16 protein-coding genes and 1 riboswitch are annotated in these 26,898 nt (G+C 41.1%); of the genes, 8 read left to right on the top strand and 8 right to left on the bottom strand.

All coding sequences use genetic code 11. From position 1 onward, the window contains the following. Positions 1-47: 47 nt before the first annotated feature. The 3 genes from EP57_RS14960 to EP57_RS14950 form a co-directional block, all read right to left on the bottom strand. Entirely contained in the window at positions 48-4,436 is a 4,389-nt protein-coding gene (locus EP57_RS14960) for a beta strand repeat-containing protein (RefSeq protein WP_036088008.1), read from the bottom strand. Positions 4,437-4,623: 187 nt separating this feature from the next. Further along, entirely contained in the window at positions 4,624-5,316 is a 693-nt protein-coding gene (locus EP57_RS14955) for a Crp/Fnr family transcriptional regulator (protein WP_036088006.1), read from the bottom strand. Positions 5,317-5,415: 99 nt separating this feature from the next. Next, a complete protein-coding gene (locus EP57_RS14950; RefSeq protein WP_036088004.1) occupies positions 5,416-6,105 on the bottom strand; it encodes a Crp/Fnr family transcriptional regulator in 690 nt (229 codons plus the stop codon). Between the two features lie 366 nt (positions 6,106-6,471). Between EP57_RS14950 and EP57_RS14945 the strand changes: the two genes are divergently transcribed. Both EP57_RS14945 and EP57_RS14940 read left to right on the top strand, forming a co-directional pair. Continuing rightward, complete coding sequence (locus tag EP57_RS14945) at positions 6,472-7,170, top strand: Crp/Fnr family transcriptional regulator (RefSeq protein ID WP_036088003.1); 699 nt, start codon at positions 6,472-6,474, stop codon at positions 7,168-7,170. Between the two features lie 235 nt (positions 7,171-7,405). Further along, on the top strand, positions 7,406-9,787 hold the full coding sequence (locus EP57_RS14940; protein WP_036088002.1) for a C1 family peptidase: 2,382 nt from the start codon (positions 7,406-7,408) through the stop codon (positions 9,785-9,787). Positions 9,788-9,923: 136 nt separating this feature from the next. On the opposite strand, the gene EP57_RS14935 is transcribed toward EP57_RS14940, so the two are convergent. Both EP57_RS14935 and EP57_RS14930 read right to left on the bottom strand, forming a co-directional pair. Continuing rightward, complete coding sequence (locus tag EP57_RS14935; RefSeq protein WP_036088000.1) at positions 9,924-10,667, bottom strand: WxL domain-containing protein; 744 nt, start codon at positions 10,665-10,667, stop codon at positions 9,924-9,926. 72 nt (positions 10,668-10,739) lie between these two features. After that, positions 10,740-12,866 (bottom strand): Ig-like domain-containing protein, encoded by a 2,127-nt coding sequence (locus tag EP57_RS14930; protein WP_036087999.1) that lies wholly within the window; start codon positions 12,864-12,866, stop codon positions 10,740-10,742. A 576-nt stretch (positions 12,867-13,442) separates the two neighbouring features. On the opposite strand from EP57_RS14930, the gene EP57_RS14925 reads away from it, so the two are divergent. Further along, complete coding sequence (locus tag EP57_RS14925; RefSeq protein WP_036087998.1) at positions 13,443-14,060, top strand: recombinase family protein; 618 nt, start codon at positions 13,443-13,445, stop codon at positions 14,058-14,060. A 204-nt stretch (positions 14,061-14,264) separates the two neighbouring features. Here the strand turns inward: EP57_RS14925 and EP57_RS16875 are convergent, their stop codons facing one another. Both EP57_RS16875 and EP57_RS14920 read right to left on the bottom strand, forming a co-directional pair. Next, positions 14,265-14,366: a type I toxin-antitoxin system Fst family toxin gene (locus tag EP57_RS16875; protein ID WP_241480738.1), complete on the bottom strand. Its 102-nt coding sequence runs from the start codon at positions 14,364-14,366 to the stop codon at positions 14,265-14,267. Positions 14,367-14,750: 384 nt separating this feature from the next. Further along, positions 14,751-15,446, bottom strand: coding sequence for an HAD-IC family P-type ATPase (locus tag EP57_RS14920; protein ID WP_036087997.1), 696 nt, complete (start codon positions 15,444-15,446; stop codon positions 14,751-14,753). A gap of 265 nt (positions 15,447-15,711) precedes the next feature. Then, positions 15,712-15,883: riboswitch (M-box (ykoK) riboswitch) on the bottom strand. A gap of 627 nt (positions 15,884-16,510) precedes the next feature. Here EP57_RS14920 and EP57_RS17435 point away from each other — a divergent pair. Beyond that, positions 16,511-20,269: a putative mucin/carbohydrate-binding domain-containing protein gene (locus EP57_RS17435; protein ID WP_077916879.1), complete on the top strand. Its 3,759-nt coding sequence runs from the start codon at positions 16,511-16,513 to the stop codon at positions 20,267-20,269. Positions 20,270-20,414: 145 nt separating this feature from the next. Here EP57_RS17435 and EP57_RS14910 read toward each other — a convergent pair whose 3' ends face one another. Beyond that, entirely contained in the window at positions 20,415-21,257 is an 843-nt protein-coding gene (locus EP57_RS14910) for an SAM hydrolase/SAM-dependent halogenase family protein (RefSeq protein WP_036087995.1), read from the bottom strand. 709 nt (positions 21,258-21,966) lie between these two features. Here EP57_RS14910 and EP57_RS14905 point away from each other — a divergent pair. The 4 genes from EP57_RS14905 (at position 21,967) to fdhD (ending at position 26,824) form a co-directional block, all read left to right on the top strand. Further along, complete coding sequence (locus EP57_RS14905; RefSeq protein ID WP_036087994.1) at positions 21,967-22,221, top strand: hypothetical protein; 255 nt, start codon at positions 21,967-21,969, stop codon at positions 22,219-22,221. Positions 22,222-22,508: 287 nt separating this feature from the next. Continuing rightward, complete coding sequence (gene fdhF / locus EP57_RS14900; protein ID WP_036087991.1) at positions 22,509-25,496, top strand: formate dehydrogenase subunit alpha; 2,988 nt, start codon at positions 22,509-22,511, stop codon at positions 25,494-25,496. Continuing rightward, positions 25,496-25,972, top strand: a complete 477-nt coding sequence (locus tag EP57_RS14895; protein ID WP_036087990.1) for a helical membrane plugin domain-containing protein — start codon at positions 25,496-25,498, stop codon at positions 25,970-25,972. The genes fdhF and EP57_RS14895 overlap by 1 nt, the downstream gene beginning before the upstream one ends. A gap of 60 nt (positions 25,973-26,032) precedes the next feature. Beyond that, positions 26,033-26,824 carry a formate dehydrogenase accessory sulfurtransferase FdhD gene (gene fdhD / locus EP57_RS14890; protein WP_036087988.1) on the top strand — a complete coding sequence of 264 codons (792 nt, stop codon included), beginning with the start codon at positions 26,033-26,035 and terminating at the stop codon, positions 26,822-26,824. Positions 26,825-26,898: the final 74 nt, after the last annotated feature.

The raw sequence follows: 26,898 nt of genomic DNA, 5'->3' as shown, positions 1-26,898 counted from the left end.
ACGCTTCTCTTCTTGCGTGTACAAGAAGAGAAGCGCTACGTTTATTCTTATTTCACAGTAACGGCTTGACGTACAATTTCTGCACCTGAGCTATCAAAGCCTACCATTTCTACTGTTTGTGTTGCGGATGTTACTTTGTCTGCTGCATAGACAGTAAAGGCGTTACCTGTGATGGCTGCTTGACGAGCAAACGCGCCGTTCACAAATAGTTGCACTTTCTTCACATCAGAACCAAATGTGCCTGTAATGTTATCTGTACCAATGGTGTAATCTGCTGGTGTGATTGTTTTTGCTGCTGGATTATTGTTGACTACGTCTACATTGATTGTTTTACGTGCGACACCGTCTTTATCCAATGCAACGATTTGAACAACGTCGCTTGTTGTTTTGATTTGGTCTTGGGCATAGATCGCATAGCTGCCACCTGATGTTGCTGTTGTGCGTACATCTGTCCCATTAACCACTAGTTTCACGCGTGTTACGGCTGCATCTGCTGTTCCTGTTACGTTTTCACCAGAGAAGATGTTGTATTGATTTGCTGTAACGTTATACGTTGCTGGTAGAGCATCGGATACGGTTACGTTGACACGGTTACGTTCTACATTTCCACTATCTAATCCAACGATTTCTACTTTATCGCCTGATTTAATTGCATCTTTTGCATAAATCGCATACGCGCCGCTTGCTGTTGCTGTTGCGCGAACAACGACATCATTGACTACAAGTTGTACACGTGTGATTCCTGCATCCGCTGTTCCTGTTACATTTTCATTGGTTGTTGTATTGTACGGATTTGCTGTTAATGCATATGTTTGTGGCGCTGCGTTTGTTACTGGTACTGTGACACGATTGATTTCGTAACCATTGGCATCATAACCGATGATTTCTACCACATCACTTGTTGCTGTAATGATATCTTTAGCATAGATAGCGTATGCGCCACCTGACACAGTTGTTTGACGTTTTACTTCGCCGTTTACAGAGATTTTAACACGCGCAATGCTTGTTCCTGCTGTTCCGTTCGCTGTTTGATCGGTTGCCATGTTATAACCATTTGTTGTTAATTTCGATGCGGCACGGTTGTCAGCTTGTACGGTTCCTGTTGCCATTGTTCCAATCGTTCCTTTTGCGTCTACTGCTGCGATTTGGAATGTGTTTCCTACAACGCCCAAGCTTGCTTGGTCGCCTGTATAGATGGAATATGCATTGTTTGTTACTGCTGCGTAACGAACAAATTTACCATTTACATAAAGAGCCACTTTCGATGCGCCTGCTGGTGTTGTTCCTGTTGCATAGACATTTGTTGCATAGTAAGTTGCGATGGTAGGTGCTGCTAATGCGGATACGACAGTTCCTGTCGCTTTTGGACTTTCGTTTCCTGCGGCATCTTTACTTGAGATTTGGAATGTGTTACCTGCGGTAGTTAAGCTCGCTTGGTCGCCAGTGTAGATCGAATACGTACCATCGGCATTAACATTTGCTGTACGAACGGCTTTACCATTCACATACAATACGACTTGTTTCGATCCTGCAGAAGCTGTTCCACGTGCATAGGCATCCGTTGCCACGTATTTATTAATGACTGGTGCCGTTAGTTTAGACTTCACTGTTGCCGTTGTTTTTGCACTCTCGATACCTGCGGCATTGCTTGCTGAAACTTGGAATGTGTTGCCTGCTATGGCTAGACTTGCTTGATCACCTGTATAGATAGAGTAGCTACCGTTAGAAACCGCTGCTGTACGAACGGCTTTACCGTTCACATAAAGGGTTACTTTCGATGCGCCAGTCGCTGTTCCTTTCGCATATACGTCTGTTGTATAGTACTCTTGGATGCTTGGTGCGGCTGTTTTTGCTAGTACTGTTGCGTTCGCTTTGACACCCATGTTACCGTCTGCATCGAGTGCTACGACTTGGAATGCTGTTCCTGCTGTGTTCATTTTTGCGTTATCTGCGGCATAGATTTGGTAGTTGCCACTGCCGTCAATCGCGCCATAACGAACTAATTGGTTGTTGACATAGAGCGCGATTTTGCTTGCGCCTGCTGGAGCTTTCCCTGTCACATAACCAGCGCCTGCGTAGTAATCTTGGATGCTTGGTGCTGCTAATGCATTACTTGTTACTGTTACGGATCCTGCAGTACTTGCTTTGCCGTTCGCACCAGTTTGTGTCGCTGTTAAAATAGCGCCCGCTACTTGTTTTGGAATGCTGATAACCGCTTTACCTGTGTTATCGGCTACTTTTGTTAGGATTGTACCATCTGTTAGACGTAAAGAAATCGTTGCGCCTTTTTCTCCATTGACAGTGACCGTTGTAGAAGATGTGTTGACACCATCAATCGTTGGTGCACCTAATGTTGTGTCGATTACTGTGACTTGAACTGCTGTACTGACTTTGTCGTTTGCTGTGTTTTTAGCAGAAACATCGACATTGGTACCGCCTGTTTGTGCTGGAATCGTGATGCTGTAAGAACCGTCTGTTGCGACTGTTGCGGAATAGGTCTCACTTCCAATTTTAGCTGTAATCAGATTTCCTGCTGTTCCTGTTCCAGTGATCGCTGTATCTGTGTCTTTAATCGTGTTAACTGTTGGTGCTGTTGGTACTGCATCGTCTTGAACGATCGTTGTTACAGAGCCACTTGTTTTACCTGCTTTGTTTTGTTCAACAGATACGCTTGTACCGGCTGTCTGTTTCGCGATCGCTACTTCGTACGTGCCATCTGCTTTCACCGTATCCGTGTAAGAAATACCGTTCGCTTTCACGACAACCGTTGCGCCTGCGACACCTGTTCCTGTCACTTTTGTATCTTGATTAGATACACGATCAACCGTTGGGTTCGCTAATGTATCGGCTTGTACCGTTACCTTTGTTGCAGCACCTTTATTGCCTGCAGCGTCTGTAAGGGATACTTCGATATTCGCACCGATCGCTTGTTTTGGAATAGCAACCGTAAAGTTTCCGTCTACATTCGTGTGGCCTTCTACTGTTCCGCCAGATGGTAATTTCACGGTCACGTCACAGTTGGCTTCTCCTTTACCTGAAATAGTAGTATCCGTATCTTTGACTGCATTAACACTTGGAGCATCTGGAGCAATCACATCAAGGACGGTTTTGCTTGCGATATCGCTTAATGCGCCGTCTTTATCTTTTGCGATGGCTTCCACTGTTGCGCCTGCGTTTGGAGTATCAATGTTCACTGAGAATTCACCAAAATCATCAATCGTTCCTGTGTAGGAAATTGCATTGCCATTGTCTTTTACTTTAATCGTGATTGTATTGCCTGGATCGCCTGTTCCAGTTACTTTGGTGGATGTGTTGGTTACGTTATTTAGGACAGGTGTATTTGGGCCTTCATACGCAACGGTCGCAGTTGCTTTGGCACTTGATACACCGTTCAATACAGATGTTGCTTCTACTACTGAATTCCCTGCTTGTTTTGGAATAGTTATGCTCCAAGTACCGTTTGTGCCAACGGTTGTTGGATAATTCACACCATTTGCTTTGAATGTGAGTGTTGCGCCCGGTTCACCTGTTCCTGATGCCGTACCACTTTTACTTGTCATCGGGTTAATCGTTGGGGTTACAATTGCCGCTTGCGTAACGGTTTGAGTTGCAGTAGAAGTTAAACCTAATGCTGAAACTGTTGCACTAATATTAGAACCATAAGCTTGCTTTGGTATATTTAAACTGTACGCTCCATTGGTGCCAACGGTTGTTGTCCCCAATGTTGTGTTTGTTGTTGTATTCTTAATAGTTACTGTTCCACCTATTTCTCCCACTCCATTTACATTAGTTGATGAAGTGTTAACACCCTCTAATGTAGTAGTTTCAATGGTACTAATATCAGATACACTTATGTCAGAAAAACGTATTTTCCCAACAGATTTATTCCAAGTTCCCCCCAGCATTTGTATGGTGGTAGTTGATTCCACAGCAGTGAATTCAAAATCACCATTCTTAGTCCCGGTAACAGAAAACCAATTTTGCCAGCCACCAGATCCACCTATCACGGCACCATTAGATGGTTTTGCGGCATAAAATTGGTATTTTCCATTTCCATTTAGATTAGTAATTGTACCTTTAACACGATATTTATGTCCCACTACAGTAGGAATTATTTGAGAAGCATATAGTGCCTCAGTATCGTAAGGCACAGATGTATCCATAGACCCATCACCATTCGCTATAGCAGTTGAGTTATGGTCGTATCCCTCTTTACTTATACTCCACCCTGTAAATCCGTTAAATTCTGGGTTGACTAATAAGTTTTGGTTAGCCTTTAGGCCTCCCATTAACTTCATTTCCGCCTTATTTCCAGCTTCCGTACCATTCTCCGCTGCCATACTAACTCCTGGCATTGCTGTAATCACCGTGCTCGCTACCACATTCGCTGCGATAACTGCCATTGCTACTTTTTTCATTGTTTGATGCTTCGTCATAATATTTATAATCTCCTCTTGTTTCAATTTTTTGTCATGAATACTTCTAGTTATCGATACTGGAAGTCGCTTTGTTTCGCTGCCTGACTCCTTTCGTATCCTTTCATCCCACTATCCTTAACTAGTGTCCATGATAATTGCCATTCGTTGCATATGCAGAAAACCTCCATTTCTTATGTGGATGTTGCTATAATAATTCCTTAATCGTCATCATTTCTCTCACCGCAGGTTTATTCACGCAAAGCTGTAAATCTGGAGCCAACACTCCTAGTTCCATCCAATGTTTACACAAAAGATACACCGTCGTCACCGTTGTATTCGAATAGTTCGCAATTATCTTTCTAGTAAATATTTTCGGTAATTTTATCGTATCTCGCTTTTCTTCTCCATATAATCGACCTAACCGAATGATGTTCCCCATCACCCGAACTTCTGTATCCTCTGCTTGCATACTATTTTTTAATAATAAATCTGCGTTCTCCGCGCGAACATCCTGGTATAAGAAGAACACGCCTTCCTGTGTATGCATTAGCTTCATCATCACTTCTTGCTTGGAAAACTCCCACACGACTGCTTTCGTCAATGCTGTCACGGTTAAACTCGACGGCTCATTGTGCAAAATGCTATTCATCCCAAGCACATCATGTTCTCCAAAGAAAAGTGTCAGATGTTTCTCTCTCCATCCAGCACAAATCCCAGACTCTAGAAAATACAATGCATCATGCGTTTGATTTTCCATTAAAATCACTGTTTTCTTAGGATATTTAATTTTTTTTCGCTTTATCGGAAAGACACTATCATCAAACAATAACTGTAGTAGTTGATTGTTATTAAATTGGCGTTGCATCACATCTTTATCAAATAATTCTACATAAGACATCTTTTTATCAACTCCTGACGCTATCTCACAATGACATGAGATTATTATGTCGTTTTTTTAACTACCCTCATTCTAGCACGATTATGAAGAGGTTCTAACTTAAGAATTTAAGGTATTTGCGATATTTTTACGAACTTTTTGTGTCCAAACTTTGTAAATCACCATACCATGCGGCTCATCATGAAGTTTCCCCTCTGCTTCTAATGCTCTAAAAGCCGCAGCCACGCTACCATAGCTAATATTTAAATAATCTGCAATCATTTTTTTTGAAAAATATTTTGGCGTATAGATGCATTGATTTTCTTCTTTACCGTATAAAAAGCTCAATCGTAGTAGTACATCCCATACCCTGTCATGACTAAGTTTAGATGCTACATGATGTTGTAAAAAAGTATCGATATGATCCGCTTGTATCATTCCCAACAAGCGAAATCCATCACCATGTTGTTGTAATCTAGTAAACACATCTTTTATTGTTAACTTATATACTTTCATTCTGGTTAGTGCTAATATGGTTGTGTCGGTTTTATCTGGTGAAAAGATATTTTCTATACCTAAGCATGCGTACCGCCCAAAAAATTGTAAAGGCACATTTTCTTTTTTCGCCAACGCTACTCCTGATACCACGATATAGACGCACGCTTCTAAGCTATTTCTTTCGATCAGTACTTGATTTTCCTCTACATAGCATGTTTCATAAGGTATATCCTCTAATAAATAGGCTTGAAATTCGCGACGTGTATTTTCTTGTGCTAAAAACCGTTCTTGACTTATATCTAACTCACTCATGACCGCTCACTCCTTCTTTTACTGTACCTACGCTCTGTCGCTTCTTGAATAAACCCAGTATATACCGTATCGTATTTCCATGTTTTTTCTCCAGATTCAGCTAGAGTTCTTTTAATACACATCTAGTAAGCTAGTGGTATACATTCTGGCTTGTTTTTATATTAAGTATAACTTTATCTAATGCTGTGGCTCTTTTTCTTGAACTTTTTATGACATTTCTTCCAAGCTAAAATACTAAAAAAAAAGAAAGATGGCTATATAAAACAATTTGTTTTATTAAAGTACTTGAATCGTGCTATAACTTAACTATAGAGAATAGAACGTCGGATTTTCTATAGAGTATGATTAGAGGAAGGTTGATGCCCTATGTACAGTAAAGATGAGATTCGCTCTTACGCTTCTTTCTCCAAGATTTTAAAATTATTGAAGAAAGATACCCGGTTTAATCAGTATTGCACGCAACACATTATTCCAAAAGGAACCGTTATAACTTCGGAGACTAGCTTAAAGTACTGCTATCTAGTCGAAAGTGGCTATGTGAAATATAACTACACTGGTGACGAGTACACAAAAAATTTCCATATCGTTCCGCCAGGGAAACTCTTTAATTTGCCAATCCTCATCGAAGAAGTTCCGAAGCAGTATACCGTCACCGCGCTTAACGATGTTTTATGGTGGCAAATCGATTTTGATTACATGCGAAAAATACTCATCACCGAAGATCCAAAAAACTATATTATGCTAAATTACGCTTTAGAGAGCCGCTACGACCTCTTTGTATTAACAAAAAAATATAGCCTTTCTTCAGAAGATAGTATTTATTTTTCGCTACTTCGCTGTGTGAAAGCTGGTATTCGGACAAAGCCCAACGAAGCTCAATTGCCTGCTGTCTTAACTTACGATTTGTTGGCTGATTTCTCCTACACATCTAAAACGTATACTTCTGATGTATTGAAGAAATTGCGAGAAGAAGGCATTTTGGTGTCATCTAAGAAGCCATGGATTATTACCGATATTAAGCGACTGCGAGATTTGCTAGGTTTTGATGACTGGTGGGATTTATAGGATATCCAGACATATTGAAAAAAATGTAGCAAGATTTCAAAAAATCACGAGTAATTGTGACCTATCACTTGCATTAAAAATAATTTTGCCACTTAAAAACGAAGGCTAGCATGCACCGTTGCGCATGCTAGCCTTCGTTTTTCTATCACAATAAATACCAAATCATTAGCTTTAGCTATATTAATGTGTTAATCTTTTAAACGTTAGTAAAATTTACAAAGGGAGGAATTAAAAAATGACACATTATTTTAAAAAAGGGAGTTTTACATTGCTTCTCACAATCCTAATTTCTATCGGGGTTTTGTGGCCTACGCACGCACTCGCGGAAAACCTACCAACGTCTTTTGATCCAAGAGCCACGGGGACAACAACACCTGTGAAGCAACAAACAAGGAATATTTGTTGGTCCTTTGCAACCATAGCAGCCACCGAACAAAATTATGTAAAGAACACAGGAATAAAAATCGATCTCGCAGAAAACTATTTCAACTATGCACTCGCAGCTAACATCACTGGGAAATTTGACTGGTCGCTTGGTGTTGGTGGTGCGTTAGACTCTGGGTATGACAGCTTTCCAGTACTTGAGAAAATGATGACGTGGAAAGGCCCTGTTCTTGAAACCACTTTTCCAAACTCAATCGTCGGATATCAACCGTTATCTATTTTAGGCAATCGTCCTGCGGCACTTCATGTTCAAGGATTCACTAAGATGCCTGGGCTAACGAATTATAAAGAGAATACAGCTACTGAAATTACAGACAGAGTAAACGCAATCAAAAACAACGTACAGAAATATGGCAATGTTATTTCTGCCCGAGACGGTTTAGGTAGTTACAGAGGCGATTATAACACGCAGAACCTGCTACCAGAACGTGTCGGCGCATCTAATCATGTGGTCACACTTGTTGGTTGGGATGATAGTTTTGATAAAAATAAGTTCACCTATCCACCCGCACGAAACGGCGCTTTTATCGCTAAAAATAGCTGGGGTGCAAATTGGGGTGATAATGGTTATTATTACATTTCCTATGAAGACGCCTATCTTCGCGCAAAAGAATTGTATACGGTTACTTCCGTTGAACCTGCTACGAACTACTCAAAACGATATGGTGAAGCGCGCACAATGGGAGGTGGTCAACTATCCACAGCAGGCAGTAAAGTTATCGCACACGTTTTTGACGCACCAAAAGCATCCGAAAAAATCGATGCCATCAGTATCCAAACGGAAGAAAAAAATGTATCCTATGAAATTTATGTCAATCCAACAACCAGTGTCACAACAGGTTTAAACGGCTTTACAAAAGTGAAATCCGGCACAAAAGCAGACATAGGAGCTGAAACAATAAAGCTTGATAATTCCATACCAATTACTGCGACAGATAAATTTTCAGTTGCTATCAAATATACCAAACCAGACAATGTCAGTCGCATCCTTATCCCAACAGACTCCGGTATTGTAGGTGTGCAAAACGTTTACAACGGCTACACATTGAATGACAATAATACATGGCAAAAACAAACGGAAAACTATTTATTTAATGTCTATACAAACAGTACTGATCCGAGTAACCCTGGAACGATCATACCTGATCCAGAACCCAAGCCTCCATCACTCGGTATCATTAAAGAGCTGTTTCCTGATCCCGTTTTTGCAGCTGAAATTGCACGACAAATTGAAAAAACGGTAGACGATACAATCACTCAGAGCGAAGCAGAACAATTCAAATCCATTAATCTCAGTGGTTACAATAACAAAACCGTAAGTGACGCAACAGGACTCACTTACTTAACCAATCTCACTTATTTAAAATTTCAAAAAGGCAATTTAACCACCATTGATCTTAGTAAAAACACAAAATTGATCGATCTTTATCTAGATTCTAATAACCTAACAACGCTTGACCTTCGTTCTAATCCAGCCCTAACTTGGGTGGATGCAATGGCGAATAAGTTAACATCGATTGACGTGACAAATTGTCCGCGCTTAGATACACTTCAAATACCAGATAACAAACTAACAACAATAAACACCAGTAACAATCCATCTTTAAGTTTTCTAAGCCTTGGTCAAAACAGTCTAACCAGTATGGATGTAAGTAAAAATACTGCATTAACTTGGTTACAACTTGGCACCAATAAACTAACAAGCATCGACATTAGTAAAAATACAAAGCTTATCGTTTTAAATATCGGCTTCAATAATTTCACTAAAATTGATGTATCACAAAATGTAGCATTGAACGAATTAAACGTTATGTATAATCAAATAAGTCAACTTGATGTTACAAAGAACCCTTTTTTGAAGTATTTAAGTGCTCCTAAAAATCAACTCACTAGCTTGGATGTATCTAAAAATAGTGCGTTAGAAAATCTGAGTGTTGGTAACAATCGATTATCCGACATCAACCTGAGTCATAACGTTAAACTGGTATACCTTTCCTTAAACGATAACAAATTAAGACAACTCGATGTAAGCTCAAATGTCGCTTTGAAGTCCCTGAGTGTGGAAAATAATCAAATTGCTACACTCGACCTAAGTAAGAATGTTAAATTACAAGCAACAACTTACTATGTAAGCGGAAATATTGGAATTAGTGTCATTCCACCCGCTAACTAACAAGAAAGAAACCGTCTAAATAAAAAATCTCCTATCACATAGAACCTGGCTTACATCCAGTTCTAGTATTGTGAAGGAGATTTTTTATAGGAAAACACTAATTTTAAGTTATTTTCTTATCTACAAACGTGTTTTATTACTCTGGTGTATCTGATAAAGTCCATGTCAAAGTTGTGGCATATTCAGAGTCGGCATACTTTGCGCTTTTCCCAGGAACTGTTAGCGTCACAGCATCTGCTGCTTCTGTATTGTCCACACCAAATTTATCAACCCATTTTCCCATCCCTTGTTCCGTGTCAGCTACCATAACAGAAGAAGCATCACCATTAGGATTTAAATTAATTTCTGTATTTGCTGTGGGCGCTGTTATGTCAGCATCTGATTTTGTTGTAGGGGTCCCTTTTTTGATTGTAATCTTCGCTCCGTTTAATTCTCGATCTGCCGCATCTTTTAATTGGCCATTTTGAGATACGTTTAGTTGCCAACCACTATTTGTACCGCGGTTATCTGTAATTTGGACATTATTTGGAACTTCTATTTCGGAACCATCTACTTTTATTTTATCCAATTTAGCATTATACACTTTCGTTTCACCTGTAATTTCTTGATTTCCAAAATCGAATGTAGAGGCGTAATCAATACTAAGTGGGCCTCCTGTTCCTGGATAAGGGGTTTCACCATCGGCTGGATCGATTGTTTGATCGGGATTTAGAGGATTCACTGGTGGACTTATGGCACTGTCGTCCTGTTTGACAAAGCGAATTTTACCGTCAGTTGTGATAGATTCAGATTCGGCAGCCTTTGCAGTACCTGGGTTAAAGAGAGTAGCTACAGCAGTAACAGCGATAAGACTGGTAACAAGATATTTTTTTACATTCATGATAAATTTCTCCTTTGAAGTGCACAGTTTGATGAAGCTACTGATGTCACTTGGTATTCATTCGTTTTCAAATTATGAAGGGGTATCGTTAATTGACCAAGTAACACTTGTTTGATAAGCTTGGCCCTCTTTGATGCCCACTGGATTCACTTCCATTTGGATGCCTTGATTTTGTTCCCATTGGATTGTTTGGATTGGTTGCCCTGTTGATTTACCTTGATAAATAGGGAAAGCCACATTATCTGGTATGATTGTGGATGTATCACCAGAGCGATAACGGAGAGCATCGTGAAGTTTTTTTGCCTGTGGATCATTTTCAGCTACAAACGGGCCATTTACGGTTGCCGTCACATTCCAATTGCTATTATTAGAACGCGTATCCTTTACTTGTAAATTCCAATTTGGATCTTCAAGTGGGATAGTAACGAGTTCGGCGCCAATCGTCGTTGTCTGGAAGTTCAAATCGTCAGGTGTTGTAGCGAAAGCGAGAACCGTATCATCGACAAGTGTCATTTTAATTGTATGACTAACATCTCCGACTGTAAAAGTAGCCGTATAGTCTCCCTCGTTGCTTAAAGGTGTGGCATTCGTCGTCATGTTTATCTGATTTTCAGAGATTGCTTGAAATGCCTGCATGTCCCAGCCTTGCGGAGAAGCTCGATCTCGTATAATCTCATTGATTTCTTCTTGTGTCAGGTTCACTAATTCACTTTTATTCAAGGAAATATCCAAAGCATGAATAGCATAGTTGGAGCCGACAGAGGTGTAAGCGTCTTGTATAATAGCATTCGTCGGTGTGCTAATGTTCTCTGATGCGTCAACTACCTGCACACGAACTCCTGTCCCTGCAAGCTGTAACGGCATTTCTAAACGAAAATATCCAGCAGCATCTATATTTCCCGTCAGCGTATCTCCATTTGGCAGTTGAACACGAATAGTACCATTTGGTTCGCCACGCCCGCTAATGAAAACGTCCGAAGACTCGATTGGGTTTACTACAGGTGCGTCTGGCGATGTACAATCAAGCACCGTTGTTGTGACGATATCACTACGTACTCCATATGAAATCGCCGTGGCTTCAATGTTAGTGCCTGCTATTTGTTTTGGAATATCTATATGCCAGTCACCAGTTGTATCCGTTTGTGTAGTGAATGTATCTCCATTTATTTGCAGTTGAATCTCAAAATTGGGAAGGCTACTACCAGAAACTGTTTCTGACTGGTCTGTTACAATGTCCAGCGTTGGCGTTGGCACTATTGCAGGCGTGATAGTAATTTCTTTTTTCGCGCTCCTATTTCCTGAACTATCTGTTGCGGTGGTCGCAATTGTTGTTCCTTCTGCGTACGGACTCACATCGATAGAATAATAACCTTGACTGTCTGCCTGAACTTCTTCAATAAATACATCATTCGCGAAAATTTGAACAAAAGCGTACGGTTCTGCTTGTCCAGATATAGTAGTAGACACTGTGTTCATCGCTTGAATAGAAGGCATTTCAGGAGGGATAGAGTCAGTTGTTGATACAGTTGCATTTTTCAAACGTACTTGTTGATCTTTATACGTACCACCGCCAGCACATGAATTGGTGATTTCTAAACGAGTAGAAGTTCCCGTTGCTGTAAAAGTTGTACTATATTCCTTGGCTGTTTTTGTTATGCCTTGTTTCGGATTATTAACTAAAATAGTATTACTAGCTTCATCCACGACTCGTGCACCTGTATATAGATAGTTGGCATGTGATAACTCAATATTAGCATTGTAGGTGAACGTATAGGTCTCACCTGGTGTAGTGGCTACTGTCTGATACATGATGTTCTCGCGGCCTTCCCAACTATAAATGCTAACACCATCCGCTGATGTACCAATATCAAATTTATGAGGCTCAACAGTGTACCAATTTGTTGATCCAGCATCTACTAATTGTGGGTTATCTATTCGTTGCGAATTAACCACCGTTGCCAACTTCCAATCTGGAAAATTTTTCGTTGAAGAATTAAAAGAAAAATTACCATTTTTCAAAATTGGTGTGGCTTTTAAAGGGCTAGATTTTAATGCTGATTTTGGTTGACTGTGACTTGTTAAAGTAGAAATAGTATCAGCTTCTGCATGTACATCAGGAAGAATTTGTGTTGCATTCGCTAAAATACAGGTAACAGTTATACTCTTTACGACAAATGTAAACCATTTTTTGCACCGCATAGCCTATTCACTCCTTTTAAATATATTGCTTAGCTTTTATTAACTGTCTGCCTTGTTGGAATATATCTAGTATACATCGTCTTCTCTATGTTTGTATTTCGAGAGCGTACCACTCTATTTATATTAATAAAGATATATTAAGGTAGCGGCGTGTTTATTTAGCTAGTTAGAAGCAAAAAGAAAGGATTTGGAGGTGAGAGGCGTTATTTAAGAACATTTTGTGAACTTTCCCTTTATTGAGTAATATAAATTTAAATACCATTGCAGAAGGTTTTTCTCATTTTTTATTAAACAAACTGAATATTTTATCGGAATCTGCGATTCAACTAAGTAGCAGCGCAAAAAGAAAGGAAAGAGATTGTAGATACCCATATTAATACATGCATGACGTTTGTAAAAGTGTACTTTTGCGAACGATGTCTTTCGATTGTATTTCCTTTTTGATTCACGTTCGTTTTTGTTGTAAAATAGATTAGGAACGTTCGCTGAAACGCACATACCTTTACGGATGATTTGTGCATTTCCAAAATAGAATTATGTATTTTAAAACTATAAGGAGTGTGGTTTTTCAATAGTATGGATAATCGAAAATATGGCTATATTCGGGTAAGTTCAAAAGATCAAAATGAAGAACGTCAGTGGGTTGCCATGCAGAAAGCTGAGATTCAAGCGAGGGACATCTTTATTGATAAAGTGAGTGGGAAAAATTTTCAGCGAGAACAATATCAACTGCTCAAAAGGATGATTCGAAAAGGTGATATTATTTATGTACACTCATTGGATCGTTTTGGGAGAAATAAAGAAGAAATTTTACAGGAGTGGGACGATATCACCAAGAACTTACAAGCTGATATTGTCGTGTTAGACATGCCGTTACTGGATACGACACAGTACAAAGATAGTATGGGGTCCTTTATCGCAGATTTAGTGCTTCAGATACTTTCTTGGGTAGCGCAGGATGAGCGTGATCGGATACGAAAGCGGCAGCGAGAAGGGATTGATGCTGCACTCCATAATGGGATAGCATTCGGTCGACCTAAAGCTCAGGTGACAGATGTTTTTAAAGAAGCCTACGCAATTTGGAAAACGGGTGCTATTACCGCTACCGAAGCGATGCAACAAGCCGGTGTGAAAAAAACCACGTTCTATAAACTTGTGAAACAAGTAGAACGTGTAGAACAGGAATCAAAATAGCCACATAGGAACTTCTCTATCTATATAAAAAGCGAGTTTCTTCTATACAATTGTATTGTGCTTATTCTACCCACTTCTCCAGTTTACGAATACGGTGTTTCGTGGTACAATGGAGATGGAAAAAAATAATCATGCTTTTGACTAAAGCGAAGCCCCAATCTCCGTCCAGGGAGATTGGGGCTTCTTTTTTGGTTAGACAGCCGTCTACTTTCGCTTTTTCTTACGTCGAAGCTCTAACCAATGATTGAAGATTGCAAGGACGCAACCAACAACAATCGGCGCAAGAATGGTGGAAAAAATAATCATGCTCATGACCTCCCTTCTCTAGATGCTGTACTCGTCTCTAGAGGTAGACGGCTCATTTATTATATCACATCTCATTTGCGTGTTGAGAAATTCTTTTATGTATTTCTACTTCCTATCATTTGATAAAAAATAAGGGACTATTTCCTATAAGTTGTATTGGTCCGCTATTTTTGCGATCCACTTAATCTTTACTTTGTGACCTTCTTTTGAGAAATAAAAAAGCACATAGCAAAACTCAGACGAGAATTGCTATGTGCTATTTGTCGTCTACCCTCGACAACTCATTCATCGAAGGGAGAACATAAGTGTATCATATAATTCGTATTTCGTGTGTTTTAATACGTGATTTTATTCTAGTGAAACCTCTCTAAGGTACTGGTATCATTACTCGTAACAAGGTTTTCTTTTTTTCTTAGCGTTGTAAATCTGCACTTTGCTCTCTCTACCCCTGAAAGCTAAATTGTCTCTTTCGAAGATGCTTAATGATTTTTCGCTGGCTTCTGTGAATTTTTCAATGGGGATGGATTCGCCGGTTAGTGGTGATTGGTTGATAAATAGGTCCTTGGCTTCTAAAATGCGAGCGTCGGCGGGGATGATGTCGCCTGTGGAGAGAAAAACAATATCTCCGGGAACGACGTCGTGGATGGGAATTTCTTTTTGGATACCGTCGCGGATAATGGCGGTGGTGTTTTCAATCATGTTTTTTAGCGAGAGGCTGGCTTTTTGAGCGCGCATGGATTGGGTGAAACTAAGAAAGACGCTAAAAAGGATCATGATGCTCATAATGATTGTGGCTTCGATGTCAGCAGTCAGGTAGGAAATGATAGTTAGGATTGCTAGAATATAAATAAATGGGTCGTTACAGGACTTGGCAAGATTGATGTACCAAGGGGTTGGCTTTTGCTCAGCCGTGATGTTTTTACCGTATTTATTTTCGCGTGTTTGTGCTTCTAGATCGCTTAAGCCTTGGATTTGGCTTTTATATTTGGCGAGTACCGCGTCTTTGTTTGCTGTAGAGTCCTGGAGCAGTGTGCGATTCACTTCTTGCTCATTGCGTAACTTAGTCATTGTTTTTTTCATTGTTTTGTCCTCCGATTCAGTTTGTAACTGTCACGGCTTTTTTTGAAAAGTGAAGTAAGAGCCGTAGCAGTTGTTGTTTATTAAATTCCATGATTCAGGTTCAGCGGGGTCTTCTGAGCTTAATTTTGGCATATTACTTCACCTCCAGTATAATTTGACAATAATAAATGTGTTGGCAGACTTTTTTATTTATACGTATGAACGCACAAAAAATCCCTGCCTATACGGTTGGCAGAGATTCAGAATTTCAGTGTATGGAAAAAACACAGTATCCCCTCGCTCAAGTTTCGGCACTATACAACGTAAAGAAAACTGGTTTCTTAGCCACATTATGGAAAGCCTTAATCCGACAATCCCTGTTCTACCCATTGGCGTCTTTGGACGTTTTTGGGCAGTGGCCTGTGTTTGTATAGGAGCCTCACCGTACAGGTTGTTTCAGCGTGCCGACAAATACTCATCTTCGTCGTTAAAGTCTCCGTTCCGATGCTCAAGTACAGTCGTACACTCCGCTTCGGTACTCGACTTTGCCTAGAATCTAAGCATTTGTCGGCACGCTGAAGGCTAGAGGCACGAAGTTGTTCGAGCAGTGGTTCGAACTCCGTTCCGATGCTCAAGTACAGTCGTACGTTCCCGCTTCGGTACTCGTTTTTGCCTAGCAACTAAGCATTTGTGAGCATGCTGAAGGCTAGAGGCACGGAGTTGGTTGAGCCGTTGGGCCAAACTTCACTTTGCTTATTTGTTAAGCTTTTGTGAGAGTGTGGAGAGTTTTGCAGCTGAAATCATTTAATTATTGTTCTTGATGGTTCTAGCGTAGCATCGATTTTTTTTTGTGTCAAGGGGGTTTCCCTAATGATGTTGGGGGAGGGAAACTTATTTGGGGGTGTAGGAGTAGGGCGGGGCTGGTTTTTTTGGAATGTGAAAATTTATTTTATTTTTTTATAGTAAGCGTTATCATCTTTGTATGAATGTGGTTAAAATACATAATTACGCTACAGCATTGTTGGTGCATATATGATAGTTTTAAATAGTGATATGATTTATTTAAGAAGGGAGAAGTGCGAAAAATGAGAAAATTGTTGTTAGTATTCTTTGTCTCTTGTATATTTTTAATATTGGGGAATATAAAAGCCGAGGCTGGTGAAATTCATAGGAAAGAGATATTTAGCCTAGAGGAGCCAACATGGATATTCAAATCTGGAATGGGGAGAGGTAGCTATCATGATCGGCAGGATTTGGGATTTATTTTAAAAGAAAATACGAAGTTAAAAATGAGACAGGTTAATACGAATTTTAAGGGTTCTCTGACCGTTCGGTTGCTTGGAGATGACAGTAAGGAAGAAAAATCAGTAGCAGTCACTTCAAATTGGACTACTATTGAGGCAGGTAAAGCATTGGTTCCGTTTGTTAATACTCCCTATGGAGAAATAGGAGCTACGCTAGAATACGAAATTGAAGGTGATACTGAACAAAAGCCGCTGCCGATTTATAAATATGGCGACAATCAAGCTGCATTTTTTGATACATGGGATAATAATGATGGAGAGTACGGTTTGATTATAAATAAAGATTTTCAATTACTTATTCCGAAAAAAGATAAAAACTATGCTAGAAATCTAAGGGATTTTCCTAATTTAGATGCTTTAATTGAGTATTTTAATGGCATTTTTAAATTAAATAATGACATGGCTGGATTTGATAACTCTTCTCCAACTAATCAAGTAGGGAAAAATCGGTATTTTCTGAAAGCTGATGCAAATGGGGCTGGCGGTGCATATTATGGTCCACATTGGACAGCGCAAAGCTATGATACAGTTAAAATGTGGTTGGAAAAAGGTCACTGGGGTACGTTACATGAAATTGCTCACGGCTATCAGACGGGTCTGGATAATCGTGGTATGTACACAGGAGAAGTATCTAACAATTTATTTGGAGTACAGTATGAGTATAGCACTTACGGTAAGGACGAAGCGGATCGTATTGGCTGGTTGTTTGGGATAGGATATAAAGCACAAGTGGAAAATAATCTGTACACAAAGATGGTTAAAAATTTTGGAACATATGACTCTGCTAATCTTCGCGAAAAATTAATTTTTCTAGCATTGTTAAAACAAAAAGCTGGAAATGAGGCATTCACAAAGTTATATCAGGGATATCGTGCTGATGCTAATAAACCTGGGTTTGATATTAACGAATATACATTACCAAATTTACTAAATCATTATTACAGTGAGAACAGTGGTTTTGATTTTACAGCTATATTTGAACGGTGGGGAATCAAACTAACGAATAGTCAGCCAGCAATTAATCGTGATAGAGAATATACACCAGTAGCTTCCCTTGCAGATATTGTACCTGAAAATAAGTTACCGAGTGCCCGCTTACTTGTTGATTCTAACGTTATGATACGCTCCAATTTCACGATGGTAACTAACGCAGAAATTGCGGCTCTTAATTTAACTGGAAACTTAAATATTGAACTGGATACAGAAAACATTCAAGATTTAAAAGGAACTAAAATTCAAATTAAAAATGGAAAACAAGTGGTTCAAGAGCAATTTATTCAGGATAAACAAGTACAATTTAAAAATCTTCCTAATGGAATCTATACAGTCAATTTTATCGGTGATATTATGAAAGATTATTTGGTAAAACAACATTATGTGTACGTAAAAGAAGCTCAAAATCAGGCTAATATTTCAGTCGAAAACATAAAGAAAAGTGATTTAACGAATCAAAAAATCAGATTTTTAGGGTTAGGTAATGATCAATTTGCAGAATTCAATACAGATTTGCAAAAAGAACAAGGAATTTTATCAGTTTCGGCTACAAATCCGCATGTTTATTTCGGTCAAAACCTTTACGCTTCTGTAGAGGTAAAAGATGTACAAGGAAACCTGGTATATCAAAACAAAATGGCCGGAACGGGAGTCGCAATAGGTACATTTAAGTTTCCTTTAAAAGAAGGATATGAGCTTCAAATAGAGCATGTGGAACCTTCACGTCTAGCTCCAGATGAACCGATTAGTGTTCGAAATAGAATTAACACTTGGACAATGACTGAATGGGGTCTCGCTAATCATCAATTGCAAAACGATGCGGAACAAGATTTTATAAAAAAAATCAATAAGTCTGGAGAAACATTGATTCAAGATGAAAATGTAAAAGTTATACCGTTAATTTATTTATCCGAAAAGAAAAATTTATTATTTGCCATCAATCATTTGAATGAAAAAAATAAGGAGGAATATTTAGCTAAATACGGAGAACTATTTCACACTCCAAACTATGGCGATAATTTTACTTTTACTTTGAAAGGTTTGGGCAATGCTACTTTTGCTACCATGGATTTTTCTACAAAAGAGCGATTACTAACCGTGAATACTAATCGAACAATGCCGCATTGGTATTTCCCAGAACGATATGCTACAGTCTTAGTTCAAGGTATCGATGGCACGAAAAAGTATGTGAAAAATTATTGGGGAAGAAAAAATTATGCTGCTGCTATTGATAAAGTAAATCTAAGCTTAGGTGACTACCTCACGGTTATTCATGAAGAGGGAGCAGGGCAACGACTAAGTATCCAAAATAAAGATAGTCAAAAGCTGCTAGCAAACCAAAAAATCGTTAGATATCAGTTAGTACAGGATGGCATAAAAGTAGTTGCAGAATCAGATGTTCCAAAACTAGTGCAAGATTCACCAAAAATAACATCTTTCGTTAAAGAAGGCGATACATCCATACGAGGTAAAGCGACACCAGGTGCAAGTGTGGAAGTGCTAGTAGGAAATTCTACACCTGCGAAAACTACTAAAGCAGATGATCTGGGAGAATGGGAAGTCACTGTTTCAGCCTTACTAAAAGGAGAACAAGTTCGCGTTAAATCCACATATGAGGGAGAACAATTAACTAGCCCAGAATATAAAGTCATTGCACTTCCAACGATCCAATCGTGGCTTGGAATTGGTGAAACTAGAATAAATGGGCAGGCATCACCAAGAGCAACGATAGATGTACTGGTGAACGGAGTGAAAAAAGCAACTGTATCCGCTGATGCTTCGGGTAGCTGGGTGGCAATGGTGCCAGCATTGACAGTGGGACAAACTGTTCAAATAAGAGAAACAATAGAAGGTAGATATGTGGATAGTAAAGTATACCAAGTTGACCCGATTCATTATGGTGATAAGTTTAAATTTACGTTACAAGGTTTGTGCAATGCTACTTTTGCTACCATGGATTTTTCTACAAAAGAGAGATCACTAACCGTGAATACTAATCGAACAATGCCACATTGGTATTTTACAGAACGCTATGCTACCATCTTAGTTCAAGGTACGGACGGGAAGGAAAAATATGTAAAAAATTATTGGGGCAGAAAAAACTACGCTGCTTCTATCGATAACGTCAATCTAAGCTTGGGAGACTACCTTACGCTTGTTCACGAAGAGGGAGCAGGACACCGATTACGTATCCAAAATACAGATAGTCAAAAGCTATTAGCGAATCAAAAAATCGTTAGATACCAATTAGCAAAGGATGGCCTAAAAGAGGTAACAGCATCAGATGTTCCGAAATTGGTACAAGGTTCGCCGAAAATAACATCTTTCGTTAGAGAAGGCGATACATCCATACGAGGTAAAGCGACACCAGGTGCAAGTATGGAAGTGCTGGTAGGAAATTCTACACCGGCAAAAACAAAAGCAGATGATTTGGGAGAATGGGAAGTCACTGTTTCAGCACTAATAAAAGGAGAGGCAGTTCGCGCCAAGTCCACTTCTGAAGGAGTGCAGCTAGTTAGTCCAGAATATAAAGTCATTGCACGATGACTAAGTACGGTGTATAAAGAAGAAGCTCGTAGTTATACCGTTAAATGAAGGATAATAATAACATGTCAGCACGCTTCTAAAAAGTATGGAAGCGTGCTATTTTTGTGTAAAATGGGATTTTTAACAATATCGTAGGAGCTACATTTTATTTTTTCTTGATGGTGACCAGCCAGTTTGTGCCGGTGCCGATTTTGTAGGCGTCGACGAAGGAGCCTTGGTTGATGCCGATGCCTAGATTGTCTAGGGAGTTGACGTAGATGAGGGCGTCGCCTACGCGGAGGTCTGCAAAAGAGCGGCCGTATGTGACGTAGTTTTGATAGATTTGGCGGGTGTCGGTCTCGATTGTTAGTTCGAAAACGTCGCCGTGTTTGGAGCCGATGTTGGCGAATTGGGTGCGCTCGATGTTTGTCCATAGGTTGCCGAAGGGGCGGTCGATGATGTCGATGGTTCCGGTTAGTACGCCGTCTTTTTCGTAGGAGCGGACGAGTGGGAGTTCGATGATAGAATCTGGGCTCGCTTCGGGACCGATGTCTTCGTATTGGATGATGCCTGCTGCTAGTCTGGCGGCTGTGTATGCGAAAATGTCGCGGCCGTGGAAAGTATGAGATTCGCCGGATTTTGGTAGGCGGTTTTTTTGTTCATCGATGACGCGGACGTTTGTGATGGTTGTGTAGTTCTTGAGATGGGTTAGGGTGCCGTTGTCGGGTGTGATGATGTAGTGGCCGGCCTCGGTTTTGATGGCGACGCTGCGACGGGCGGAGCCAACGCCAGGATCGACGATGGATACAAAGATTGTGCCCGCGGGCCAGTAGTTGACGGTTTGCAGGAGGCGATAGGAGCCTTCCCAGATGTTAAACTGCGGGATTTGGTGTGTCAGGTCGTAAATACGAATATCACGGTTAACAGTGTTGATAACGCCGTACATAGCGCTTACTGCTCCATCGCTAATGCCAAAATCAGATTGCAAAACAAGTAATGGTTGGGTCATTTGTAATTCCTCCGTTTCAAATTAAAAAGCTCGCCCTAATTCCGCGTTTAAATACGCAAAAATCAGGACGAGCATAATCTCTCGTGGTACCACCTTCATTCACTGCCAATATCACCAGCGTGTCGACAAACGCCCATTTTCGTCGTTAAAAGCTCCGTTCCGATGCTCTTCTACGCTGCGCTACGCATAACTTCTCACATGGTCGAGGATAGTACTCTCTCCCTGTTTTCAGTCAACGTACTCTAGTACGCTCCGCTTCGGTACTCGCTTTTGCCTAGAAACTAGGCATTTGTCGACACGCTGGGGTTGGGAGGCACGAACAGGTTTTGTGGGAAATATAGTTTTACAGTCTATAAGGATTCGGTACACTACTCGGAAATGGTCATTTCAGATGGGGTTTCTGCTTCGTTTTCAGCTGGTCGAAGCTCTCTTTTGAAGAAACGGGTGCATCTTACTAGTCCTTCGTCATGGTAGTTAAAATGTTTTATTATTTTAAAAATACCGTAAATGGGTGGGTTTGTCAAACGTCGAAGGCTTGGTTTATTTGGCTCCTGCATTGTATTATTGCTTCGTGTATGGGCTTGTTGTTTAATAAATGTTAAAGAATTAACGTTAGGTTTAAATGTTTGCTAAATATTGTGGGGATAGCGTTGTCTCATTACGGCGCATGTGGTACTTTTAGGGGGATAAGATAAAAGGGGAATTGATTATGAAAAAATATGTGACGGTGATAGGTTTTGCGATTGGGATTTTACTCGTTTGGGGCTTGTTTTTTGGTGTTCCGTTAATTGGTTATTTTGATTCGGTGCATCGTGTCGGATGGGTGCAGACGGCTTGTGGGACTGATGGATGTACGACGCCTGTTTTCATTTTTGATGTGGTTTGGATGGTGGGTATGTTTTTTGGGCCGCTGGTTCTTGCGTTTGTTGGGTTGTATGTTTGGGGGATTCGGGTGAGGAAATAAGAGGGGACATTGAGCAAGATAATAAAGCTAAATCTGTGCGTTTGAACGGTAATTAGGCGGAATGTGATGCGATTTTGTAATGGCTAAAACAAAGGTTTTTTGAGATTTTTTCACAAAGTTGTTAATGGGGGCTAAAGACGCATAGCTGTGCGGTTGAGAACGATTATCAATTAACGTTTTACTATCTCTTTTTCACAATAACTGGTATAATAGTATGCGAGTGGAAACGCTTCCTAATGGTTTTCCTAGAAGGTACTAGTTTTTAGTTTTCGAGGAGGGATTTTTGGATGAGTTCAAAGGTGAAAGTGACGGTGAAGATTAACGATAAGGCGCATGAGGTCGACGAAGGGACTCGGATTTTAGATTTTTTGAATGATGAGGGCGTGGCGCATCCGCATATTTGTTATAGCAAGCAGATGGGCGCGATTCAGTCTTGTGATACGTGTATGTGCGAGGTCGACGGGGAATTGATGCGGGCTTGTAGTACGGAATTTAAAGATAGTATGGATATTAAATTAGACTCACCTAAGGCTAAAGAGGCGCAATTAGAGGCGATGGATCGGATTTTGGAAAATCATATGCTGTATTGTACGGTTTGTGATAATAATAATGGGAATTGCCGGGTACATAATACGACGGAAATGCTCGGTGTGCAGACGCAGGAACGGCCTTTCCGTGAGAAGGGATATTTGAATGACTTCTCGCATCCGTTTTATCGGTATGATCCGGATCAGTGTATTCTTTGTGGGCGCTGTGTGGAGGCTTGCCAAAGTGTGCAGGTGAACGAGACGTTGTCGATTGATTGGGATCGGCCGCAGCCTCGTGTTATTTGGGATGATGATCGTCCGGCGAACCTTTCGTCGTGCGTGTCATGCGGGCTGTGTTCGACGGTTTGTCCTTGTAACGCGATGATGGAGAAATCGATGCTTGGTCAAGCTGGGTTTATGACGGGAATTGGTGAGGAAGTTCTAGAGCCAATGATCGATATGGTTAAAAAAGTGGAACCGCCGTATCAAACGGTTTTTGCATTGTCTGAGATGGAGAAATCGATGCGGGATACGCGGATGAAGAAAACGAAGACGGTTTGTACGTTCTGCGGCGTCGGTTGCTCGTTTGAAGTTTGGACGAAGGGTCGTCAAATTTTGAAGGTGGAACCGACTGGTGAAGGTCCTGTGAACAAGTTTGCGACGTGTGTGAAAGGTAAATTTGGTTGGGACTTTGTGAATAGTAGTCAACGTTTGACAACGCCGCTGATTCGCCAAGGTGATGAGTTTGTTGAAGCGTCATGGCAGGAAGCGATTGCTTTGATTGCGGAACGTCTTGGTAGTTTGCGTGACGAGTTCGGTAGTGATTCGCTCGGCTTTATTTCTTCTTCGAAAACAACGAATGAAGAGAATTATTTGATGCAAAAATTATCGCGCCAAGTTTTTGAAACGAATAATGTGGATAATTGTTCGCGTTATTGTCAGGCGCCAGCTTCGGATGGCTTGACGAATACGGTTGGTATTGGGGCGGATTCTGGAACGGCGGAAGATATTGAGACGGCTGGTCTTGTTATTTTAGTCGGTTGTTCGCCTGCGGATGGGCATCCTGTTTTAGCGAGCCGGATGAAACGTGCGCAGAAATTGAACGGACAGAAATTAATGGTTTCTGATTTGCGGAAACATGAGATGGCAGAACGCGCCGATTTGTTTATTCGACCAAAACAAGGCACGGATTTTGTATGGTTGACGGCGGTTGCGAAATATATTATCGACCAAGGATGGCATGATGCGCCGTTCATGGAGGCACGGATTTCGAATGTGGAGGAATACATGGCGTTCTTGGAGCCATTCACGTTAGAATTCGCGGAAAAAGAAACGGGATTATCGATTGAAACGCTGAAAAATGTGGCGCAAATGGTTCATGAAGCAGACGGCACAGCGGTTTGTTGGGGTATGGGTGTGACGCAAAATATTGCGGGATCGCATACGTCGGCGGCTATTTCGAATTTGCTGCTTGTGACTGGGAATTTTGGCCGTCATGGTGCGGGTGCGTATCCGCTTCGTGGTCACAATAACGTGCAAGGGGCTTGTGATATGGGCTCATTGCCGAATGTTTTACCGGGTGTGCAGTCGATTCTAAATCCGGAAGTTCGCGCTCGTTTTTCAGAAGCTTATGGCGTGGAAATCTCGGAAGTGCCTGGTCTCAAAAATAATGAAATGTTGGACGCGATTGAGGCGGGTACGCTTAAAGCAATGTATTTAATTGGGGAAGAGATGGCTTGGGTGGATTCGAATACGAACCATGTCCAAGATACGCTTGCAAAACTTGATTTCTTCGTTGTTCAGGATGTCTTTTTATCGAAGACGGCGCAGTTTGCTGATGTTGTTTTACCGGCATCGCCTTCGCTTGAGAAAGAAGGAACATTTACGAATACGGAACGTCGTGTGCAACGTTTATACGAAGTGTTGGAGCCGCTTGGCGATTCGAAACCAGACTGGTGGATTATTCAAGAAGTCGCTAATGCGTGTGGTGGTAATTGGAACTTTAGTCATCCAAGTGAAATCATGGATGAAGTTGCAAGTTTGGCGCCGTTCTTCGCTGGTGTGAGCTATGACCGGATGCAAGGTTTTGATAGCTTAGTTTGGCCAGTTTCGGCGGATGGTGTAGATATGCCGCTACTTTATGAGGAGCGCTTTAATTTCCCTGATGGTAAGGCGAAATTCTCGGTATTGCCGTACATTGCGCCGATTGAGTTCCCGAAAGAATTTGATTTGACGTTGAATAATGGTCGTTTGTTGGAGCAGTTCCATGAAGGGAATTTGACGCATAAAACGAAGGGCTTGGATTATAAATTACCGGAAGTTTTTGTAGAAGTATCGACGGAACTTGCGCAAAAACGTGGCGTGGAAGATGGGTCACTCGTACGCTTGAGCTCGCCTTATGGGCACATCAAGGTTCATGCGGTGGTGACGGATCGGGTTCGCGAAAACGAGGTTTACTTGCCGATGCACTCGGTCAGCCATGAAACAGCGGTGAACTTGTTGACGTCCAGTGCGGGCGATGTGAGAACGAAGACGCCAGCCTATAAACAAACGAAAGTATCCCTAGAAGTATTGCAAAAATGCGGCGATAATCCGTTGCCAAAACACAATCCGCGGAATGCGAAACGTTTCCCGCAAAATGGTGTAGAAATTGAGCGCAAATGGGCGCGTGCGGATTATAAACCGATTTCAAAACATAATTGTGCATGTGGCGGTAGCTGCGGCTGTAAGAAAGGGAGTGAAGCGTGATGGCAGAACCGATTTCTAAAATCCGCCGAGTGGAAAAGACGGAAGATGAAGTGAAACAAGAGAAAATGGCGGCGATTAAAGATCAGATCGTGACGGAAGACGCGGCTTTCCTAGAGGCTTTGGAGCTTGTGAAGGCACTGCACGATTCTGGTGCGCTGGACATGATAAACAGCGCTTTGAAAGCGAAAGAGGACATTGCGACGACCTTCTTGAATGAGGCGCGTAAGGAACCTGCGACGAATGCGATTAATAATTTGATGATCAGCGGAAAATTATTAACGGATACAAAACCGGAACAGACGGAGAAATTGCTGGAAGGTCTTGCAAATGCGCAGGCGAAAGCGAACGAAAGCTTGAAGGATGATACAACACTTGGGCTTTTTGGCTTGGCGAAGGCGATGAAAGATCCAGATGTGAATCGGGCGTTGCGCTATGGTTTGGCATTTTTGAAAGGTGTCGGTCAGGAACTGAAATAATTAGGACTCCAGATGGTGCTTACAAACGCTATCTGGGGTTTTTAATAGGCGGTGATGGGAATGGAAACGACGGCTGGGCTTGGGATTCGGCGTTTTAAAGAGGGGCATATGTTTGATGATGTGGCGACGGTGGCTGTGGAATACCCGATGACGATTTATGTGAATGATGATGAGCTGGTGACGATTGTTTGTACGCCGGAATATACGGAGGATTTGGTCGTTGGCTTCTTGACTTCGGAGGGAATTGTGCGCGGGATGGCGGACATTGATCGGATTGAAATGATTGAGGCGACGGGGCATGTGAAGGTGACGGCGAATTTTGTAAATAAATTCAATGCGAAATATCGTGCGAAGCGCTATATCACGTCTTGCTGCGGGAAATCGCGGGAGAACTTTTATTTTCAGTCGGATGCGTCGTTGGTGGAGTCGCGGAATGAGACGGATTTGCAGTTGCAGCCTGCGGAGATTTTTGATTTGATGCAGCGATTTGAAGCGGATTCGGATATTTTTCGGCAAACTGGTGGGGTGCATAACGCCGCGCTTTGCAGTCGTGATGAGGTCATCTGTGTGCGGATGGACATTGGACGGCACAACGCGCTGGACAAGATTTACGGACATTGCTTGAAAAACAATATTTCGATGAGCGACAAGGCGATTATTTTTAGTGGTCGGATTTCTTCGGAGATTCTGGTAAAGACGGCGAAAATTGGCTGTGGCATTATTTTATCACGCTCGGCACCAACGGAACTTGCGATTGAAATGGCACGAGAACTAAACATTACGGCAGTTGGTTTTATTCGCGGCGATGGTTTCAGTGTTTACAGCGGCCATGAACGCATTCTAGAAAATTAGCCCGGAACGCTGAACTTCATTTTTGGGAGTTTGGCGTTTTTTCGTTATAATAAAGAAGTCAGGAGGCGTTTTTA

The organism is Listeria booriae (assembly GCF_000766865.1).
Classification (GTDB): Bacteria; Bacillota; Bacilli; order Lactobacillales; family Listeriaceae; genus Listeria_A; species Listeria_A booriae.
Note: the sequence above shows the minus strand (reverse complement) of the source record. Positions and strands in the feature narration are given on the sequence as shown.

Excerpts from the sequence above, each read along its gene's own strand:
- EP57_RS14960 (WP_036088008.1), bottom strand. The coding sequence starts at position 4,436 with ATGACGAAGCATCAAACAATGAAAAAAGTAGCAATGGCAGTTATCGCA.
- EP57_RS14955 (WP_036088006.1), bottom strand. The coding sequence starts at position 5,316 with ATGTCTTATGTAGAATTATTTGATAAAGATGTGATGCAACGCCAATTT.
- EP57_RS14950 (WP_036088004.1), bottom strand. The coding sequence starts at position 6,105 with ATGAGTGAGTTAGATATAAGTCAAGAACGGTTTTTAGCACAAGAAAAT.
- EP57_RS14945 (WP_036088003.1), top strand. The coding sequence starts at position 6,472 with ATGTACAGTAAAGATGAGATTCGCTCTTACGCTTCTTTCTCCAAGATT.
- EP57_RS14940 (WP_036088002.1), top strand. The coding sequence starts at position 7,406 with ATGACACATTATTTTAAAAAAGGGAGTTTTACATTGCTTCTCACAATC.
- EP57_RS14935 (WP_036088000.1), bottom strand. The coding sequence starts at position 10,667 with ATGAATGTAAAAAAATATCTTGTTACCAGTCTTATCGCTGTTACTGCT.
- EP57_RS14930 (WP_036087999.1), bottom strand. The coding sequence starts at position 12,866 with ATGCGGTGCAAAAAATGGTTTACATTTGTCGTAAAGAGTATAACTGTT.
- EP57_RS14925 (WP_036087998.1), top strand. The coding sequence starts at position 13,443 with ATGGATAATCGAAAATATGGCTATATTCGGGTAAGTTCAAAAGATCAA.
- EP57_RS16875 (WP_241480738.1), bottom strand. The coding sequence starts at position 14,366 with ATGATTATTTTTTCCACCATTCTTGCGCCGATTGTTGTTGGTTGCGTC.
- EP57_RS14920 (WP_036087997.1), bottom strand. The coding sequence starts at position 15,446 with ATGAAAAAAACAATGACTAAGTTACGCAATGAGCAAGAAGTGAATCGC.
- EP57_RS17435 (WP_077916879.1), top strand. The coding sequence starts at position 16,511 with ATGAGAAAATTGTTGTTAGTATTCTTTGTCTCTTGTATATTTTTAATA.
- EP57_RS14910 (WP_036087995.1), bottom strand. The coding sequence starts at position 21,257 with ATGACCCAACCATTACTTGTTTTGCAATCTGATTTTGGCATTAGCGAT.
- EP57_RS14905 (WP_036087994.1), top strand. The coding sequence starts at position 21,967 with ATGAAAAAATATGTGACGGTGATAGGTTTTGCGATTGGGATTTTACTC.
- fdhF (WP_036087991.1), top strand. The coding sequence starts at position 22,509 with ATGAGTTCAAAGGTGAAAGTGACGGTGAAGATTAACGATAAGGCGCAT.
- EP57_RS14895 (WP_036087990.1), top strand. The coding sequence starts at position 25,496 with ATGGCAGAACCGATTTCTAAAATCCGCCGAGTGGAAAAGACGGAAGAT.
- fdhD (WP_036087988.1), top strand. The coding sequence starts at position 26,033 with ATGGAAACGACGGCTGGGCTTGGGATTCGGCGTTTTAAAGAGGGGCAT.